This is a genomic window from Lachnospiraceae bacterium, assembly GCA_022794035.1.
Taxonomy (GTDB): domain Bacteria; phylum Bacillota; class Clostridia; order Lachnospirales; family Bianqueaceae; genus CALWPV01.
The window spans coordinates 19,507-38,147 of the sequence record JAAWDX010000014.1; the positions used below are offsets into that span (position 1 = coordinate 19,507).

Sequence of the window (18,641 nt, forward strand, 5' to 3'; positions counted from 1 at the left end):
GGAGGAAATTATGAAAACAGTGTATCTATTACTTGAAAACGGCGCATGCCTCGAGGGGCAAGGCTTTGGCGCCCCCATAAACGGCGACGGCGTCCTCGGCGAAGTCGTCTTCACCACGGCGATGACCGGCTATCTGGAAAGCATTACCGACCCCAGCTACTACGGTCAAATCCTCGTTCAAACCTTTCCGCTCATCGGAAACTACGGGGTGATTCCCAGCGACTTTGAAAGCGCAGCCCCCCATCTAACTGCCTATATCGTGAATGACTGGTGTCAGATACCCTCCAACTTTCGGAGTGAGGGAGATCTTGACACCTTTTTTAAGGCCCAAAATATTCCTGCCGTCTGCGGCATTGATACGCGGTATCTCACCAAGCTGCTGCGTGAGCAGGGCACGATGAACGGATACCTCAGCTATGAAAAGCCGGAGTATCAGACGCTTCAGGAGCCGCTTGCCGGCTATCGCATTCAAAATGCCGTCCAAAATGCGGCCAGAGGCTATTTTAAGGAATATCCTTGTCCCAATGCCCGTTATCATGTGGCCGTATGGGACTTCGGCGCCAAAGAAAACATCATCCGCGAGCTCACAAAGCGCGGCTGCTGGGTCACGCTAGTGCCGCCGGATGCATCGGCGCAGGAAATCAGCCGCCTGCCGCTCGACGGCCTGATGCTGTCCAACGGCCCTGGTGATCCGGCTGAAAACACAGCCATCATCAGCGAGCTTCGTCGGCTCTGCCACGAAACCCGCCTGCCGATGTTCGGAATCTGCCTGGGACATCAGCTCCTAGCCCTCGCGCACGGCGCGAAAACAGGCAGGCTCCCCTATGGACATCGCGGTGCTAATCAGCCGGTTAAGGGGCTGGATTCGGGGCGCATCTATATGACCAGTCAAAATCACGGATATGCGGTAGAAAGCTCCAGCCTGCCGCCGGAGGCGCAGGAAAGCTTTATCAATCTAAACGACGGCAGCTGCGAAGGGATCACCTATACAGATCATCCGGCTTTTTCCGTGCAGTTTCATCCGGAAGCAAGCGCCGGGCCGCTGGACACTGGATTCTTATTTGACCGCTTTTTAGAAAAAATCGAGGAGGAAAAGCAACATGCCGCTGAGTAAAACCATTCATAAGGTGCTGGTGATCGGGTCAGGCCCCATTGTGATCGGGCAGGCCGCCGAATTTGACTATGCAGGCACGCAGGCCTGCCGCGCATTAAAAGAAGAGGGCCTGGAGGTGGTGCTGGTCAATTCCAATCCGGCCACCATCATGACCGATCATGCCATGGCCGATCATATTTATATCGAGCCGCTGAATCTGGAGACGGTCCAGAGAATCATCGAAAAGGAGAAGCCCGACAGCCTGCTTTCCACCCTTGGTGGCCAGACGGGGCTCACGCTCTCGATGCAGCTTGCGAAAAGCGGCTTTCTGGCGCAGCATCATGTGCAGCTTCTGGGAGCGGATCCGGAAACCATCGATAAGGCGGAGGACCGGCAGCGGTTTAAGGATACGATGGAGGCCATCGGCGAGCCGGTGATCCCTTCGGCGGTGGTGAATACGCTGGAGGAGGCGGAGGCCTTTGCCGCGCAGATTGGCTATCCGGTGATCGTGCGGCCGGCCTTTACGCTGGGCGGATCAGGCGGCGGCATTGCGCAGGATGAGAGGCAGCTGCGGGAGATTGCGGAGGCAGGGCTGCGTCTGTCGCCGATTACGCAGGTGCTGGTAGAGCGATGCATTGCCGGCTGGAAGGAGATCGAATTTGAGGTCATGCGCGACGGCAGCGGCAACTGCATTACCGTATGCTCTATGGAGAATATGGATCCGGTGGGGATCCATACCGGTGATTCGATCGTGGTTGCGCCGGCGCTCACGCTGGCGGATAAGGAATATCAGATGCTGCGCTCGGCGGCGCTGAATATCATTCAGGCCATGGGCATTGAGGGGGGCTGCAACTGCCAGTTTGCCCTTCATCCGGGCAGCTTTGAATATGCGGTGATCGAGGTGAATCCGCGGGTGTCGCGCTCCTCGGCGCTGGCTTCGAAGGCAACGGGCTATCCGATTGCACGCGTGGCGGCAAAGATTGCGCTGGGCTACCGGCTGGATGAGATCACCAACGAGGTTACGGGCAAAACGAAGGCCTGCTTCGAGCCGGCGCTCGACTATGTGGTGGTTAAGCTTCCCAAATGGCCGTTTGACAAATTTGTGTACGCAGACCGCAGGCTCGGCACGCAGATGAAGGCGACCGGCGAGGTAATGGCCATCGGAAAGAGCTTTGAAGAGGCACTGCTCAAGGCCGTGCGCGGCGCGGAGATTGCGCAGTATGATCTAAACAGAGAGAGGATGCGCACTTTGACGGATGAGGCCCTGCAGGAAAAGCTGCTGGCGCAGGATGATGAGCGGCTCTTTGCCCTCTATGAAGCGCTGCGCCGCGGCGCCAAAACGAGCGAGCTGCATGCGCTGACGGGGATTGATCTATGGTTTTTGGAAAAGCTGCTGCATATTCAGAGGCTCGATGAGGCGATGCACCTCCAAGAGGTGGATCAGGCGCTGTACCGTACGCTGAAAAAATGGGGCTTTCCGGATCAGGTGATCCCGGCCGGCAGCTGGCAGCATGAGCCGGCGGCCTATCAGATGGTGGATACCTGCAGCGCGGAATTTGCCGCGCGCACGCCCTACTTTTACGGCGCGCACGGCTGCTGCGACGAGGCCGGCGCTTTTATTGCGGCGCGGCCGCAGAAAAAGCCGGTGGTCATGGTGCTTGGCTCCGGGCCGATTCGCATTGGACAGGGCATTGAGTTTGACTATGCCTGCGTGCACTGCGTATGGGCGCTGCAAAAAGCAGGCTATGAGGTCGTGATTGTTAACAACAATCCGGAGACCGTGTCTACGGATTTTAATACGGCCGACCGGCTCTATTTTGAGCCGCTTACGCCGGAGGATGTGCTGGATATCGCAGCCATTGAGCAGCCCGTCGGCGCCGTGGTCTCGTTTGGCGGTCAGACAGCGATCAAGCTTACCCAGTGTTTGGCGGAGCATCAGATCCCGATTTTAGGGACGCCGCCCGACAGCATCGACGCGGCGGAGGACCGCGGTCGCTTTGACGCGCTGCTGGAAAGTCTGGGCATCAAACGGCCTGACGGGCGGGTCGTGCACACTGAGCAGGAGGCGCTTGCCGCGGCAAAAGAGCTGGGCTATCCGGTGCTGATGCGGCCGAGCTATGTGCTGGGCGGCCAGAATATGATCATTGCCTTTGCCGATGCCGATATCGAAGAATATATGAAGATCATCCTCGCGCAGGAGGGAGAAAATGAGGTGCTGATCGATCAGTACCTGATGGGGACGGAGCTGGAGGTGGATGCGATCTGCGACGGCGAAACAGTCCTGATCCCCGGAATTATGGAGCATATTGAGCGGGCCGGTGTGCATTCGGGCGATTCCATTGCCGTCTACCCGGCCTGGAACGTATCGGCAAAGCAGACAGAGCGCCTGATTGAGTATTCAACGCAGCTGGCGCTTTCCCTGCAGACCAGAGGGCTGATCAATATTCAATATGTGATCTATGAGGATCAGATCTATGTGATCGAGGTCAATCCGCGCTCCTCGCGCACGGTGCCCTATATCAGCAAGGTGACGGGCGTGCCGATGGTGGAGCTGGCCAGCCGCATCATGGCCGGCGAGACGCTGCGCTCAATGGGCTATCAGGGCGGCCTCTATCCGCATGGCCAGCAGTACGCGGTCAAGGTGCCGGTGTTTTCCTTTGAAAAGCTGCACAACGTGGACACGCAGCTCGGTCCGGAGATGAAATCCACCGGCGAGGTGCTGGGCGTGGCGCGGACGATGGAGGAAGCGCTCTATAAAGGCCTCGTGGCCGCCGGATATGAGATGAAGAAGCAGGGCGGCGTACTGATCACGGTGCGCGACACCGACAAAAAGGAGATCGGCGAGATCGCGCGCCAGTATGCCAAGCTGGGCTTTGCACTGTTTGCGACAGAGGGAACGGCCCGCGTGCTCAGGGAGCAGGGGCTGACGGCGCAGCCAGTAAAGAAGATTCATGAGGGCGCAGATAACACAAGAGCGCTTCTGGAGAGCGGCCGCATCCAGTACATCATTTCGACCTCTGCCAAAGGCCGGATCCCGGCGAGGGACAGCGTCAAAATCCGCCGCAAGGCGGTTGAACTGGGCATCCCCTGCCTGACATCGCTCGATACGGCGAGAGCGCTGGCCGGCAGCCTGCAGAGCCGCTACCGCGCATACAACGTGGAGCTGGTGGATATGAACCGGCTGCCGCACGAAAGCCGCAGGAGAGCCTTTGTGAAGATGCAGGGCTGCGGCAATGACTATATCTATTTTGACTGCTTTGAGCAGCCGCTCGAAAATCCGGAGGCGCTCAGCGTGCAGCTTTCGCAGGAACACTTTGGCATCGGCGGCGACGGCATCATCCTGATCGAACCCTCGGCGGTCGCAGACGGGCGGATGCGGATCTTCAACAAGGACGGCAGTGAGGGCCGCATGTGCGGCAACGGGATCCGCTGCGTCGGCAAATACTTATACGACAGCGGAAGGGTGAAAAAAACGGAGCTTACGGTCGAGACAAAGAGCGGCATTAAGCGGCTTTCGCTGGAGGTGTTTGACGGCCAAGTGCTGAGCGTGACGGTGGATATGGGACCGGCGGTGCTGGCGCCGGAGCAGATCCCAGTGCGGCTGGAGGGGCCGCAGGTGGTGGACCGACCGGCTCTGGTAGGCGGCCGCGAGCAGCGGATCACCTGCGTGTCGATGGGCAATCCGCACTGCGTGATCTTTGAAACGGATGTAGAAGGGCTGGCGCTGGAAGAACGGGGCGCCTGCGTGGAGACGGATCCGCTGTTTCCGGAGAGCGTGAACACGGAATTTGTACAGGTGCTGGATGCGCACACGCTGCGCATGCGGGTTTGGGAGCGCGGCAGCGGCGAGACATGGGCATGCGGCACTGGAGCCTGCGCGGCGGCTGTGGCAGCGGTTTTGAATGGATATTGTGCGAAAAATGAAGAGATTACCGTGCATCTGCGCGGCGGCGATCTGAAGATCCGCTACACCGACGAAACGGTGTACATGACGGGCGCGGCAGTGACGGTATTTACAGGGGAGGTTGCAATCTGATGGCGGCAAAATATATTTTTGTAACGGGCGGCGTGGTATCCGGGCTGGGAAAGGGCATTACGGCGGCCTCACTGGGGCGGCTTTTGAAGGCGCGGGGCTTTAAGGTGGCCGCACAGAAGCTGGATCCTTATATCAATATTGATCCCGGCACGATGAGTCCCTATCAGCACGGAGAGGTGTTTGTGACGGAGGACGGCGCGGAGACCGATCTGGATCTGGGGCATTATGAGCGCTTCATCGACGAAAACCTGAATCAGTATTCTAACCTGACAACCGGCAAGGTATACTGGAATGTGCTGAATAAGGAGCGGCGCGGCGAATATCTGGGAGAGACCATTCAGGTGATTCCGCATATTACCAATGAGATTAAAGCCTTTATTTATTCGGTGCAGAAGAAAACAGATGCCGATATCGTGATCACGGAGATCGGCGGCACCACCGGCGATATCGAGTCGCAGCCGTTTTTGGAGGCCATCCGTCAGGTCGGACATGAGGTGGGCTATGAAAACCGGCTGTTCATCCATGTGACACTGGTGCCCTATCTCGAATCCTCGGGCGAGCATAAGTCCAAGCCCACGCAGCATTCCGTGAAGGAGCTGCAGTCATTTGGCATCATGCCGGATGTGATCGTGGCGCGCTGCGATCAGAGGATTGATGCGCCGGTGCTGCAAAAGATCGCGGCCTTCTGCAATGTTAAGCCGGACTGCGTGATCGAAAATCTGACGCTGCCGGTGCTGTACGCTGCACCTATGATGCTGGAGGAGGCCGGACTTGCACAGATCGCGCTCCGGGAGCTGCATCTGGAGGCGCCGCATGCGCCGGAGCTTAGCGGCTGGCAGGCCATGCTCGGCCGCATCGAAGGCTGCCGGCAATCGGTGCGCATTGCGCTGGTAGGCAAATATGTCAAGCTGCATGATTCTTATCTTTCGGTGAGCGAGGCGCTGAAGCACGGCGGCTATGAGAGCGGCGTCAGGGTCGAGGTCGACTGGGTGGACAGCGAGCAGATCACGCCGCAGACGGCAGCCGCGCTGCTAGGCGGAGCCGATGGCATCATTGTGCCCGGCGGCTTTGGCGGGCGCGGCATCGAAGGGATGATCGAGGCCGCCCGCTACGCCAGAGAGCAGCATATCCCCTATTTCGGCATTTGCCTGGGCATGCAGATCGCCGCCATCGAATGGGCGCGCCATGTGCTCGGCTATGCGGATGCCAATTCCCGTGAATTTGACGAGGCCAGCCAGCATCTGGTCATCGATCTGATGCCCGACCAGCAGGGGAATCTGCCTAAGGGCGGCACCATGCGGCTGGGAGCTTATCCGTGCAGGGCTGCCGCAGGCAGCAAGCTGCTCATGGCTTATGGGCAGGACGAAATCGCCGAGAGGCACCGGCACCGCTATGAATTTAACAACGTCTTCCGCGAGGCCTTTGAGGCCTCCGGCGCCGTGTTTAGCGGCCTATCGCCGGACGGGCGGCTGGTGGAGGCGCTGGAGCTGCCGTCACATGATTTTTATGTGGGCGTGCAGTACCATCCGGAGTTTAAGAGCCGGCCCAACAAGGCGCATCCGCTATTCAGAGAATTTATCCGCGCCGGCATCCGCTATCAGGAAGGGAGAGCAAAATGAAATTAAATCATCAGTATGAGAAATTAGAGGAAAGCTATTTGTTTTCAACGATTGCGGGCAAGGTGGCCGACTTTCAGAAGCAAAATCCGCAGGCCAGCATCATTCGGCTGGGGATCGGCGATGTGACGCGGCCGCTGTGCACGTCGGTCGATATGGCGCTCGTGGAGGGCGCGCAGGAGCAGGGAAAGGCAGAAAGCTTTCATGGCTACGGGCCTGAGCAGGGCTATGCGTTTTTGCGGGAGGCCATTGCCGCATATTATCAGACGCAGCTGCAGGCAGATGTGAAAACAGAGGATATTTTTGTGAGCGACGGTGCGAAAAGCGATCTGGGCAATATTTTAGATCTGTTCAGCGCCGATAATACCGTGCTGATCCCGGATCCTGTATATCCGGTGTACCGCGATACCAACGTGATGGACGGTCGGCGTATTGTCTATCTGCAGGCGACAAAGGAAAACGGCTTTTTGCCGATGCCGCCGGCCGGCCAGCAGGCGGATCTGATTTATCTGTGTTCGCCCAATAATCCCACTGGCGCGGTGTACAGCCGGGAGCAGCTGGCAGCGTGGGTCGCCTATGCGCTGGAGCAGAAGGCGGTCATCCTGTTTGACGCGGCCTATGAGGCCTTTGTGCAGGAGGGCTATCCGCGTAGCATTTTTGAGATTCCGGGCGCCAGAGACTGCGCCATTGAGTTCTGCTCGTTATCCAAGACGGCCGGCTTTACCGGCACGCGCTGCGGCTATACGGTGGTGCCGCAGGAGCTTAGCAGAGAAGGCATGCGGCTGCATGCCATGTGGCTGCGCCGCCAGATAACCAAGTTTAACGGCGTGTCCTATCCGGTGCAAAGAGCAGCGGCGCAGGTGTTCACGCAGGCGGGCATGATGGGATGCCGGGCGAATCTGGCAGTGTATCAGGAGAATGCGCGGGTCATCGCGGAGACGCTCGATCAGATGGGCATCTGGTACACGGGCGGCGTGCATTCACCGTATATCTGGATGGAGTGCCCGGATCAAATGACCTCTTGGGAGTTTTTTGATGACTTGCTGGCCAAAACGGGCATCGTGGGCACGCCGGGCAGCGGATTCGGCCGAAACGGCGAGGGCTTCTTCCGGCTTACTGCCTTTGGCAGCGTAAAGGATACCCGGGAGGCCATGCGGCGGCTGAAGAGCGTATATGGTGAAGCCTGATGCGGAAAATCAATGAGGAGTGCGGCGTTTTTGGAGCGTATCAGGTGGAAGATGCGGCTTCGGCTGTGTATTTTGGCCTGCACAGCCTGCAGCACCGCGGGCAGGAGGGCGCCGGCATTGCGGTGAGCGACGGCAAAGCGATTGCTCTGCATAAGGGCGCGGGGCTGGTGACGGAGGTGATGGATGCGGCGCATCTAAGGCAGCTGGGCGGCGTGCATGGGATTGGGCATGTGCGCTATGCGACGGAGGGCGGCGCGGAGCCGGAGAATATCCAGCCGCTGATTGCGCGGGCGCAGATCGGCAGCCTGGCCGTGTGCCATAACGGGCAGATTGTGAATGCGGCGAAGCTGCGGCTGGAACAGGAGGAAAAGGGACATATTTTTCACGGCACCAGCGACAGCGAGATTATCCTGCATCTGATCCAGGGGCAGAAGGGGCCGCTGATGGAGAAAATCAAAAAGGCCTGCCGGCAGCTGGAGGGGGCGTTTGCTTTTTTGATTCTGACGGACCGGAGCCTCTATGCGATCCGCGACCGGCATGGGCTGCGGCCGCTTTCGATCGGCTATTACGGAGACGGCTATCTGATCAGCAGCGAGACCTGCGGCTTTGATGCGGTGGGTGGCGTTTTTTGGCGCGATGTGGAGCCGGGCGAGGTGGTGAAGTTTTCGCAAAAGGGGATTGAGTTCTGCTATTACACCGAGGAAATCGAGCAGAGGCTGTGCAGCATGGAGCACATCTACTTTGCGCGCCCTGACAGCAATCTGGACGGGCTTAACGTGCATACAATGCGCAAAAGGACAGGGCGCCTATTGGCGCAAAAGGACGAAGGCACCTTGGAGGCCGATATGGTTGTGGCGGTGCCGGATTCGGCTATGTCGGCGGCCAGCGGCTACAGCGAGACGAGCGGACTGCCGCTGGAGATGGGGCTGATCAAGAACCGCTATGTGGGACGGACCTTCATCGAGCCCACGCAGCAGCAGCGGGAGATGGGCGTGCGCATGAAGCTTTCGGTGAACCGGAGAGTGGTAGAGGGCAAACGGGTTGTCCTGATCGATGATTCTCTGGTGCGCAGCACGACAGCGCGGCGGATCATTGCGCAGCTGCGCAGTGCCGGCGTGAAGGAGGTGCATCTGCGGATTGCAGCGCCTGAGTACCGCTATCCGTGCTTTTACGGCGTGGACACGGCTACGCGCGAGGAGCTCATTTCGGCGCAGATGGACCCGGAGGAGCTGTGCGCCTATCTGAAGGCGGATTCTTTAAAATTTTTAACGGTGGAGGATCTGAAGAAAGCGTATGGCAGCGACCGCTTTTGCTTTTCCTGTTTCACGGGAGAGTATGTAACAGCGCTTTACAAATAGGCCGGGATTTCTTATAATAAATAGAAATACGGATGAGGAGGACGGCCTGTGATTTATCTTTCTTCTTTTGAATTTCCTAATATCGATCAGGAGCATACTTTTTTTATGAATCAGAAGCGAAAATGCTATGACAGCTACTATCCGTTTCAGATTCTGTCAAAGCATGCGCTCACGCATCTAGATTTTGAAGAAATCACGATTTTATATGGCGGTAATGGCTGCGGCAAGAGTACGGCGCTGAATGTCATGGCCGAGACGCTTCGGCTGCAGCGCGATACGCTGTATAACCGGAGCAATTTTTTTGAGACCTATATCGACCTGTGCAGCTACGAGGCGGAGCAAGCGATCCCGGCAGCCAGCCATATGATTACGAGCGATGATGTGTTTGATTATATGCTGAATCTGCGCAGCGTGAACGAGGGGATCGATGAACGGCGCGAGGAGATGTTTCAGGAATATTTGGATGTGAAGCATGCCAAGTTTCAGATGCGGTCGCTGGATGATTATGAGCAGCTGAAAAAGATGAATCAGGCGCGGCGCAGGACGCAGTCTAAGTTTGTACGGGAAAATCTGATGGATAATGTGCGCGAGTATTCAAATGGGGAGAGTGCGTTTACTTATTTTTCCAATAAAATCGGGGATGACGCGCTGTACCTGCTGGATGAGCCGGAAAACAGCCTTTCGCCGGTCAGGCAGCAAGAGCTGGTTCGTTTTTTGGAGGACTCGGTGCGCTTTTTTGGCTGCCAGCTTGTGATTGCTACGCATTCGCCGTTTTTGCTGGCGATGAAGGGCGCGCGCATCTATGATCTGGATGCGGATCCGGTGCAGCTTAGCAGATGGATGGAGCTTCCTAACGTAAGGGCCTACTATGAATTTTTCAAAATGCATGAGCGTGAATTGGAAGAAGGCTCGGTATGAGGCACAAAATTTTAGTAGTGGATGATGAGGCCATGATCACGGAGCTGCTCTCCGATCATTTAGACGATGAGGGCTATGAGGTGTATGCGGCCAACAGCGCGGCTGAGGCGCTGCAGCTGCTGGGGGAGCAGCCCAATCTGATCATACTGGATATCAATATGCCGGGGACAGATGGCTTGGAGATTTGCAAAAACATAAGAGATCATGTTGCCTGTCCGATTCTTTTTTTGACGGCCAGAATTAGCGAGCAGGATAAAATAAACGGCCTGCAGTACGGTGCGGATGATTATATCACCAAGCCCTTCAGCCTAAAAGAGCTTTCGGCCAGAGTGGCGGCGCATCTCAGGCGGGATGAGCGCATGCGCAGTCATGCGGCTTCGATGCTGACATCGGGAGAGCTTCTTGTGGACCTTTCGCAGCGGCGGATTTTTTACCGGGATATAGAAATTGAGGTATCTAAAAGAGAATTTGAGCTGATTGAATTTCTGCTGACAAATGCCGGGCAGGTATTTGACCGGGAACGGATCTATGAACGGATATGGGGATATGATGCAGAGGGCAGCACAGATGTGATTAAGGAGCATATCCGCAGGATCCGCGCGAAGCTCCGTGAGGCGACGGGAGAAGACTATATCGAAACGGTCTGGGGAGTGGGGTATCGATGGAAACGCTGAAAAGAAGATGGCAGAATCTGCCCCTGCGCCGGTTTCTGATGCTGACGGTTTGCCTTTCTATCGCAGCGGTCACATTGCTGTCAGCGCTGATCATTAGCGGCTGCGCTGCGTTTCGGCACTGGCTGCTGCCGGATCCCAATGCGGTATATCTTACCGTAGAAGAGACTTTTTCTGACGGAACCGTTACTAGCAGCATATATCTGATGAATATGGGAGAGGGTTTATCGTTTGCACCGTTTATACGCAGTGAACCAACAGAAGAGGATATAGCACAGATGCGCTATTCTATCGAGAAGATTGAAACCGGCATAGAATCCTTGTCACCGAAAAGAAGGTTCGCTTATCAGTTCTGCGGGATCGTGATGTTCGCCGCGCCGATGGGGCTGGCTTTTGCGGCAATCCTGTGGTGCAGCATGTATTTTTACCGGCGGAAGCTCAAAACGCCGCTTTCTGTTTTATCAGGAGCGGTCAAGCAGATTGCAGAGCAGAACCTGGATTTTGAACTGGCCTATCCCTATGAGGATGAAATGGGTGATCTGTGCCGCTCCTTTGAGGCCATGAGGAGGGCGCTTGATGAAAACTATAGAGCGATGTGGAACATGCTGGAGGAGCGGCGGCTCATGCAGGACTCTGTCGCACATGATCTGCGTAATCCAATCGCCATTATCGAGGGTTACGCCGAATATCTGGAAAAGGGGCTTAAAACCGGAGACATGAGCCGGGAGAAGACAAGCCGTATTGCGCAGAATCTCGGTGCGGCCGCCAAACGGCTGGAGCAGTATACGGAATCCGTCAGGCTTCTGAATCAAACGGAGGAAATGCAGCTTGAACGGAAGGCTGTCAGTGCAGTGCAGCTTTCAGCGAATATCGGGCAGGATCTAACCCTCTTGGCAGAGCAAAAGGGAATTGCCTTACAAATAACAGATGATCTGCCGCAGAAGGAAATCCAGATTGATGAAGCTTTGCTGCACCGCGTTTTGGAGAATATCCTGAGCAATGCGCTGCGTTATGCAAAGCAGGGAATTCAGCTGGCATTTGCAATGGAAGGCCGGATGCTTGTGGTCACGGTAACAGATGACGGAAGCGGTTTTCCTCTGGAAATATTAAAGGAAACGGGAAAGCATTGGATCGCGGCCAACCAAGACGGCCATAGGGGAATTGGCCTTTCCATCAGCCGGCTCCTGTGCCAAAAGCACGGCGGGCAGTTGGAGCTGTCCAATACTTCTGGCGGAGCCTGCGTAAAAATTTCTTTATCGGTTTGACAGATTTTTGACCTTTATCTGCTACGATCTCCTTGTATTTTTACAAGGAGGTCTTTTTTTATGAAAAAATCAATCATTCTTTTGGCGATAGCTGCGCTGATCTGTTCTTTGCTGGGGGCATGCGGACAAAAAACAGAGCCACCTGAGGCCAGCAGCAGACAAAATTCAGAGATACAGCAAAGCAGTGTTCCTTCTGAAAACGGAGAGCTGCAGCTTTTGTCAAACCGATATGGCGAAAGCGCCTGCAATACGGAAAACGGATATTATTATCTGACGACGGAAGGAGCAAAGCTGAGGGACGATACTTACGGAATGCATCTTATGTATATGGATTTTGCTACCGGACGTGAGATTTATCTATGCAGCACGGCAGGGTGCAAGCACGACTCGCTTGACTGTCCAGCCGTATTTTCCTATGATGATTTCCCGTTATACAGCACCCTTCTTTTTGTATTTGGGGATCACCTTTATATAATAAGCCGTGAATATGATTATGACAACACGCTTTCTCAGGGTGTTATAAGCTTCGGAGGAGATGGCAGTACGGTAGAAAGCCGGTCGGCTGCCTTGTATCGCGCCAACCTTGACGGTACAGATCGGGAAAAAATCTATACCTTTGATGCGGCGCTCACGCTTGAGGATAAAGTAATCGGAAACGATAAAGGCATTTATGTCATTACCAAAAAGCTTTCCTCCGATCATGATGGCAATCAGACCTATACCACCTCCTCTGAACGAAAGCTGATGTTCTTAGATCTGAGCACGCTTTCGCTCAGCGAGGTCTGCTCGATGGATTTTGGTGATTCTATTTCATGGAGGATCCTTGACTGCTGTCAAAACAATTTTTTGCTGTGCGGCACCGATTTCGGCCGGGAGATTTCGCGGGAGGAGAAATGGGACGAGGATACGTATAAAGAGATATACAGAAATTCCTCTGAGGTGTATGCCCTATTAAGCAAAGAGGGTGGTGCGCTGAGAGAAATTGCCAGACAGTCAAACGCATGCAGCAATTCAATAAAGCTTCTGGGAGAAAATCTGTATCTGTCTTCGGAAGAGAATCAAAATATCGAAGTGCTGAATATCCAAACAGGTGAAAAAAGGACGCTTTGCGCGCTTGCGCAAAATTTGATCATGGATGCGATGGACGATATGCTTTGCTGCCGGGCCTGGGATCTTTCCGGAGATCCAATATGGTATTTTGTCGATACAAAAACAGGATCTATCACGAGCTCTCCCTTAGTCAATCTGTGCAATGGCTGGTCAGTGGAGTTTCGGGCAGAGACAAAGACGGATGTTTTATTTGTATATGATTATGAGGCAACGGATCATCATGACGGTTCCTATGAAATTCATCAGTATAAGCATGCGCTGATGGCAAAGGAGGACCTGTTTGCCGGAAAGGACAATTACCGAAAAATCGAAATGATCGGACCGGGACAGTAAGGAGAGAAAGAACGATGCTAACACTTGACCATATTACGAAAAAATATAAGGATAAAACCGCGCTGCAGGATGTTGTTTTGGAGCTGGACTGCGGAATATACGGTCTGCTCGGGCCCAACGGCGCCGGCAAGTCAACGTTGATGAATATAATTACCGGGAATATTAGCGCTACGGAGGGCAGGGTCCTGTGGGATGGTACGGAGATTCAAAAGCTTGGCGCGCGCTTTCGCAGCCTGATTGGCTATGCGCCCCAGCAGCAGGGCTTGTATAACAGCTTTTCCGGCAGGCGGTTTCTGGCTTATATGGCGGCGCTTAAGGGAATTCCCTCAAAAGAGGTGCGCGGCGAGCTGGAAAGAGTGCTTTCCTATGTGAATATGCAGGAGGCTGCGGATAGGATGATCGGCAGCTATTCCGGCGGTATGAAGCAGCGGATTTTGATCGCTCAGGCAATTTTAGGAAGCCCGAAGCTCCTTGTGCTCGACGAGCCCACGGCAGGGCTTGATCCTAAAGAACGAGTGCGCGTTCGCGAGCAGATCAAACAGCTTGCCGGGGACAAGATTATCCTTGTCTCTACGCATGTGGTCTCTGATATTGCGCCGATTGCGAAAGAGATCATTTTGATCCGCTCCGGCAGTATCATTGACAAGGCCCCGGTGGAATCGCTTTGCCATCGATATGGGGAGAGCCGTGACCTGGAGGAGGTATATATGCATATTTTCGGAGAGGAGGAGCGCCATGCTGAGGCTGATCCTGTTTGAGCTGAGTAAGATATGGAGAAAACGAAGCTTTCTTTTATCGATGTGCGTGCTGCTTTTAATCCATCTGTTTCTACTCTGGTATACAAATCTGCCGGATGAAACTACAGCGCCGCTTTCTGCGTACAGGCAGCTTCATGCAGAGCTTTCCGGCAAAACAGAAGAGGAGAAGGGGCGGTATATAGCCGGGCTGAAGGAGCAGATAGACGGCGTGTGCTCTGTGCAGAATATTCTTTCCCTGCAGTCCTTTGAAAATGAGATGGGCAGCAGTTTGGCAAAGCAGGAGCTGCAAAATAATCCCGGTGTATTTGAAAAGTATTATGAGCTGTACCAATCGGGGGATTATCTGCAATTTACCGACTCACTTGAGCAGGAGCAGGCGTTTATTGAGGAAATTTACGGCGAACAGCAAAAGGTTTCCGGATATGGAGAGTATCTGCGCTCTATTCAGGAAAATAAAGATAGGCTCAGCGGCATATCTATTTTTGGCGGACAATCAGGCGATGCTTATAGCCTGCGTAACCTGCAGAAGAGCGCGGCGGACTTTGCAGGTCTAACGGACAGCAATATATGCTTTGCTCTCTCGAAGGGGATTGCAGCTGCTATGCAGGGAATGTGGACCGATCTTTTGCTTGTGCTCGGCATAATGCTGTTTGTAGGCAGCCTGATTACGGAGGAAAAAGAAAAAGGGCTGTTTTTGATTACCCGCGGTACGCAGCGCGGTGTGCTGCACAGCATCACGGCAAAGCTGGGAGCGCTATTGATTCACTGTACTTTGCTGGCAGCCTTGTTCTATATTGTTAGCCTGCTCTTCTTCGGGATGACTACTGGATGGGTCAATTTAGGCGCCAGCCTGCAGTCCATCGCTGCCTATAGGGAAAGCAGCCTGAATATTAGCATATTTGACTATCTTGTGCTTTCGGTGATGACAAAGGCGCTTGTATTATTTGGCATCGGGGCAGTGCTGACTGTTTTATGTATAAGGTCCCGCATTGTGGCCCTGCCGTTTCTGGCGGGGATAGGGATCATCGGCATCAGCGCACTGCTGTATTATCTGATTCCGGCAGGATCGGCAATGGCGGTGTGTAAATATCTAAGCCCGGTAGGCCTGATGAAAACAGAGAATTTGTACGGCGGATATTTGAACTTTAATATTCTGGGGTATCCGGTTTCCAGACTGAGCTTATCCCTTGGGCTGATATTTTTGCTCTGCATAGCTGGCGTAGGGGGCAGTTTTGCCGCGTTTTGCCGGATGCAGAGCTTTGCGATAAGAAAGCTGCATCTGCCGTTTTCTATGCCGTTTCATCCGCATACCAATATTTTTCGCCATGAAGGCTATAAGCTGCTGATAGCGAATCATGGATTACTGATTCTGCTATTGTTTGCAGCTCTTTTGGCATATCAAAGCCTAGACCGCAGCTATACGCCGTCTGTGGGCGAGCAGTATTATCAAAGTATTATGACGGAGCTAGAGGGAGGCCTTACAGAGGAAAAGGAGTCGCTTATTTTATCGGAGAAAGCGCGGTACGAAGAGGCATTTCAGGAAATCGAGCAGATTGACAGGATGGCAGAGGCGGGAGAGCTGAGCGCCGATACAGCAGATACCTTAAAATCGCAGGCCAATATGACGCTTGCATTTTACCCGGCCTTCCAGCGGGTGGAGGCGCAGTATGAGCACGTCAAAGCGGACGGCGGCAGCTTTGTCTATGATACAGGCTATCTTTATCTGTTCGGCATTTTAGAGGATGTTTTTTCTGGTGATTTTCTAATTCTGTCTATTGGAATGATACTTGCTGTGAGCGGCGCAGTATCCATGGAATATCAGACAGGTTCTTTTTTCCTGATCGGTGCGACCAAGGCCGGAAAACGGAAGATATTGATTTACAAAGCATGTATATGTGCCTTGATGGCGGCGGCTCTGACTTTGGTTCCGGTACTATGCCGCATATACAGGATTTCTGCAGTTTATCCCCTGCATAGCCTGGGGACGGCGATACAGGATGTGCCTCATTTCAGCGGTTTTGCCGTTCCGATGCCGATTTTATGGTTTATTCTGCTTTTCGTGTTTTCTCAGATATTGTCGGTGGTTTTGGTTTCGCTGTTTACTATGGTGATATCGGCATGGAGAAAAAATCAGACGCAGACGGTGTTTTTTACGCTGCTGGTTCTGGCGGTGCCTATGCTGCTGAAGCTGATGGGATTTGAGGTGGCTAAGTGGTTTTCGCTGTATCCGCTGTATGGGTGGACGGGGATGTAGAGGGGGGGATGATGAAATGAAAGCAAGCGGAGGTAGGCTTCGCTTGCTTTCATTTTATAAAAAAGAATTATGTTAAGTTTGATTGACAATATTCCGAAGATAATTTGACAAAGTTCTTTAATTTGGGTATAGTATACACATGAAATTATACGGGGGAGGTATCGTTCTATGGCTGAAATGATTTCAGTGAAGGAAGCGGCAGCGCGCTGGCATGTAACAGAGCGGAGAGTTTCTAGTCTCTGCAAAGACGGAAAGATTACCGGAGCAAAGAAACAAGGCAATCGCTGGATGATCCCGGCTAATACGCAAAAGCCGGCAGACCAGAGAATTAAATCAGGCGTTTATCGAAAAACGAAGCGGACGCTTAAACTTCCTCTTCCCATTGGTGTATCGAACTATTGCCTAGCATCCTCCGAATATTACTACATCGATAAGACGATGATGATTAAAGATTTTATTGATGAACGGCCTATGGTGACGCTGTTTACCCGCCCCCGTCGTTTTGGTAAGACTCTCAATATGGATATGCTGCGCACTTATTTTGAAAAGAGTGACAGAGATACTTCTGTTTATTTCCAAGATAAAAAGGTCTGGGCCTGCGGTCAGAAATACCGGGATTATCAAGGTAAGTATCCGGTGATTTTCCTGACCTTTAAAGATGTAAAGTTTAATACCTGGGAGAAGAGTTTTAAAGCAATTCGGGATATTTTTGCGAGGGAGACCCAGCGCCATGAGGAGCTGCGAACTAGCAGCAAGTGTGACGAGTACAATAAAAAAATTTATGAAAAGCTGGCCAGTGGAAAGGGCAGTGAAGTGGAGCTTGCCTCGGCGCTGCTTGACCTGTCGAAGATGCTCCACAAGCACTATGATATTGCGCCGATCATTATCATTGACGAGTATGATACGCCTATCCAGCAAGGATATATGCAGGGCTATTATGATAAAGTTATTCAGTTTATGCGCAACTTATTTTCAGGGGGATTCAAGGATAATCAGCATTTGTCCTTTGGTTTTCTCACGGGTATTCTGCGCGTGGCCAAGGAAAGCATTTTCAGTGGAATGAATAATCTGTCCATCAATTCGGTGCTGGACAATAAATATAGCTCCTATTTCGGCTTTACCGCGGATGAGGTGAAGGAGATGGCGGAGTACTATGGTGCAGTTGATAAATACGATGAGATTTGTCAGTGGTATGACGGCTACTGCGTTGGTAAGAGCGAAATTTTTAATCCGTGGTCGGTCATTAACTATTTCAGTAACGAATGTGAACCGAGACCATTTTGGGTGTCCACTGGCAGCAATGATATTATCGGGGAGATCCTTACACAGGCTGATGAGGAAATCTATAATCGACTAACGGCGTTAGTCAATGGAGAAGCCTTCACCACGTTTATCGATACTGGCGTGATTTATCCGCAAATTAAGAATAATCCCTCTACGATCTACAGCTTTTTGCTGGTAACGGGCTATCTGAAAGTGCTTAAAACAACACCTTCTTTTAGTGGAGACTTTATGTGTGAGGTGGCATTGCCAAACCGAGAGATTTCTCTGGTGTATAATAAAGAGATTTTGCAGCGGCTGGAAAAGCTGATCCCTCAGTCTACGGCGATCTCTGTTCAGGAGGCAATTTTTTCCGGGGATACTGTGCGATTGAAATCACAGATTCAAACGCTGCTGACGCAGTCAGTGAGTTTTTTTGATACAGCGGGAGAAAACTTTTATCATGGTTTTATGCTAGGTCTGTGTGCTTTAATGAGCGGCTTCTTTATAACCTCTAACCGTGAATCCGGAGACGGGCGCTATGATATTCAGCTAAGACCAACTAAGGCGGGACTTCCGGGTATCCTGATTGAGTTAAAAGCAGAGAAGGGTTGCAGTGATGAGAAGTTGAAAAAATTGTCTGAAGCTGCCTTGCAGCAGATCAATGATAAGAATTATGACAGTGAGTTGATCAATGCGGGAGTCAAGACGGTCTATAAGTATGGCGTGGCCTTTAGTGGAAAGAAGGTTGAAGTGACGGTTAGGTGAGAATCTTTTCATCA

Annotated in this window: 12 protein-coding genes; all 12 read left to right on the forward strand. The window is 53.1% G+C overall.

From position 1 onward, the window contains the following. Positions 1-7 precede the first annotated feature (7 nt). The 12 genes from HFE64_10510 to HFE64_10565 all read left to right on the forward strand — a co-directional run bounded on the left by HFE64_10510 (position 8) and on the right by HFE64_10565 (position 18,627). Entirely contained in the window at positions 8-1,114 is a 1,107-nt protein-coding gene (locus HFE64_10510) for a carbamoyl phosphate synthase small subunit (protein ID MCI8633895.1), read from the forward strand. Further along, positions 1,101-5,129 (forward strand): carbamoyl-phosphate synthase large subunit, encoded by a 4,029-nt coding sequence (gene carB / locus HFE64_10515; GenBank protein MCI8633896.1) that lies wholly within the window; start codon positions 1,101-1,103, stop codon positions 5,127-5,129. Before HFE64_10510 ends, carB begins: the two co-directional genes overlap by 14 nt. Continuing rightward, positions 5,129-6,748 carry a CTP synthase gene (locus tag HFE64_10520; GenBank protein MCI8633897.1) on the forward strand — a complete coding sequence of 540 codons (1,620 nt, stop codon included), beginning with the start codon at positions 5,129-5,131 and terminating at the stop codon, positions 6,746-6,748. Before carB ends, HFE64_10520 begins: the two co-directional genes overlap by 1 nt. Beyond that, complete coding sequence (locus tag HFE64_10525; GenBank protein MCI8633898.1) at positions 6,745-7,932, forward strand: LL-diaminopimelate aminotransferase; 1,188 nt, start codon at positions 6,745-6,747, stop codon at positions 7,930-7,932. Before HFE64_10520 ends, HFE64_10525 begins: the two co-directional genes overlap by 4 nt. Continuing rightward, positions 7,932-9,290 carry an amidophosphoribosyltransferase gene (locus HFE64_10530; protein MCI8633899.1) on the forward strand — a complete coding sequence of 453 codons (1,359 nt, stop codon included), beginning with the start codon at positions 7,932-7,934 and terminating at the stop codon, positions 9,288-9,290. Before HFE64_10525 ends, HFE64_10530 begins: the two co-directional genes overlap by 1 nt. 48 nt (positions 9,291-9,338) lie before the next feature. Beyond that, on the forward strand, positions 9,339-10,208 hold the full coding sequence (locus HFE64_10535) for an AAA family ATPase (protein ID MCI8633900.1): 870 nt from the start codon (positions 9,339-9,341) through the stop codon (positions 10,206-10,208). Further along, complete coding sequence (locus HFE64_10540) at positions 10,205-10,882, forward strand: response regulator transcription factor (protein ID MCI8633901.1); 678 nt, start codon at positions 10,205-10,207, stop codon at positions 10,880-10,882. The genes HFE64_10535 and HFE64_10540 overlap by 4 nt, the downstream gene beginning before the upstream one ends. Beyond that, on the forward strand, positions 10,870-12,144 hold the full coding sequence (locus HFE64_10545; GenBank protein ID MCI8633902.1) for a HAMP domain-containing histidine kinase: 1,275 nt from the start codon (positions 10,870-10,872) through the stop codon (positions 12,142-12,144). The genes HFE64_10540 and HFE64_10545 overlap by 13 nt, the downstream gene beginning before the upstream one ends. 60 nt (positions 12,145-12,204) lie before the next feature. Continuing rightward, a complete protein-coding gene (locus tag HFE64_10550; protein MCI8633903.1) occupies positions 12,205-13,587 on the forward strand; it encodes a hypothetical protein in 1,383 nt (460 codons plus the stop codon). 14 nt (positions 13,588-13,601) lie between these two features. Further along, entirely contained in the window at positions 13,602-14,345 is a 744-nt protein-coding gene (locus HFE64_10555) for an ATP-binding cassette domain-containing protein (protein MCI8633904.1), read from the forward strand. Further along, on the forward strand, positions 14,323-16,599 hold the full coding sequence (locus HFE64_10560; GenBank protein MCI8633905.1) for a hypothetical protein: 2,277 nt from the start codon (positions 14,323-14,325) through the stop codon (positions 16,597-16,599). The genes HFE64_10555 and HFE64_10560 overlap by 23 nt, the downstream gene beginning before the upstream one ends. A gap of 168 nt (positions 16,600-16,767) precedes the next feature. After that, complete coding sequence (locus HFE64_10565) at positions 16,768-18,627, forward strand: AAA family ATPase (GenBank protein MCI8633906.1); 1,860 nt, start codon at positions 16,768-16,770, stop codon at positions 18,625-18,627. Positions 18,628-18,641 lie beyond the last annotated feature (14 nt).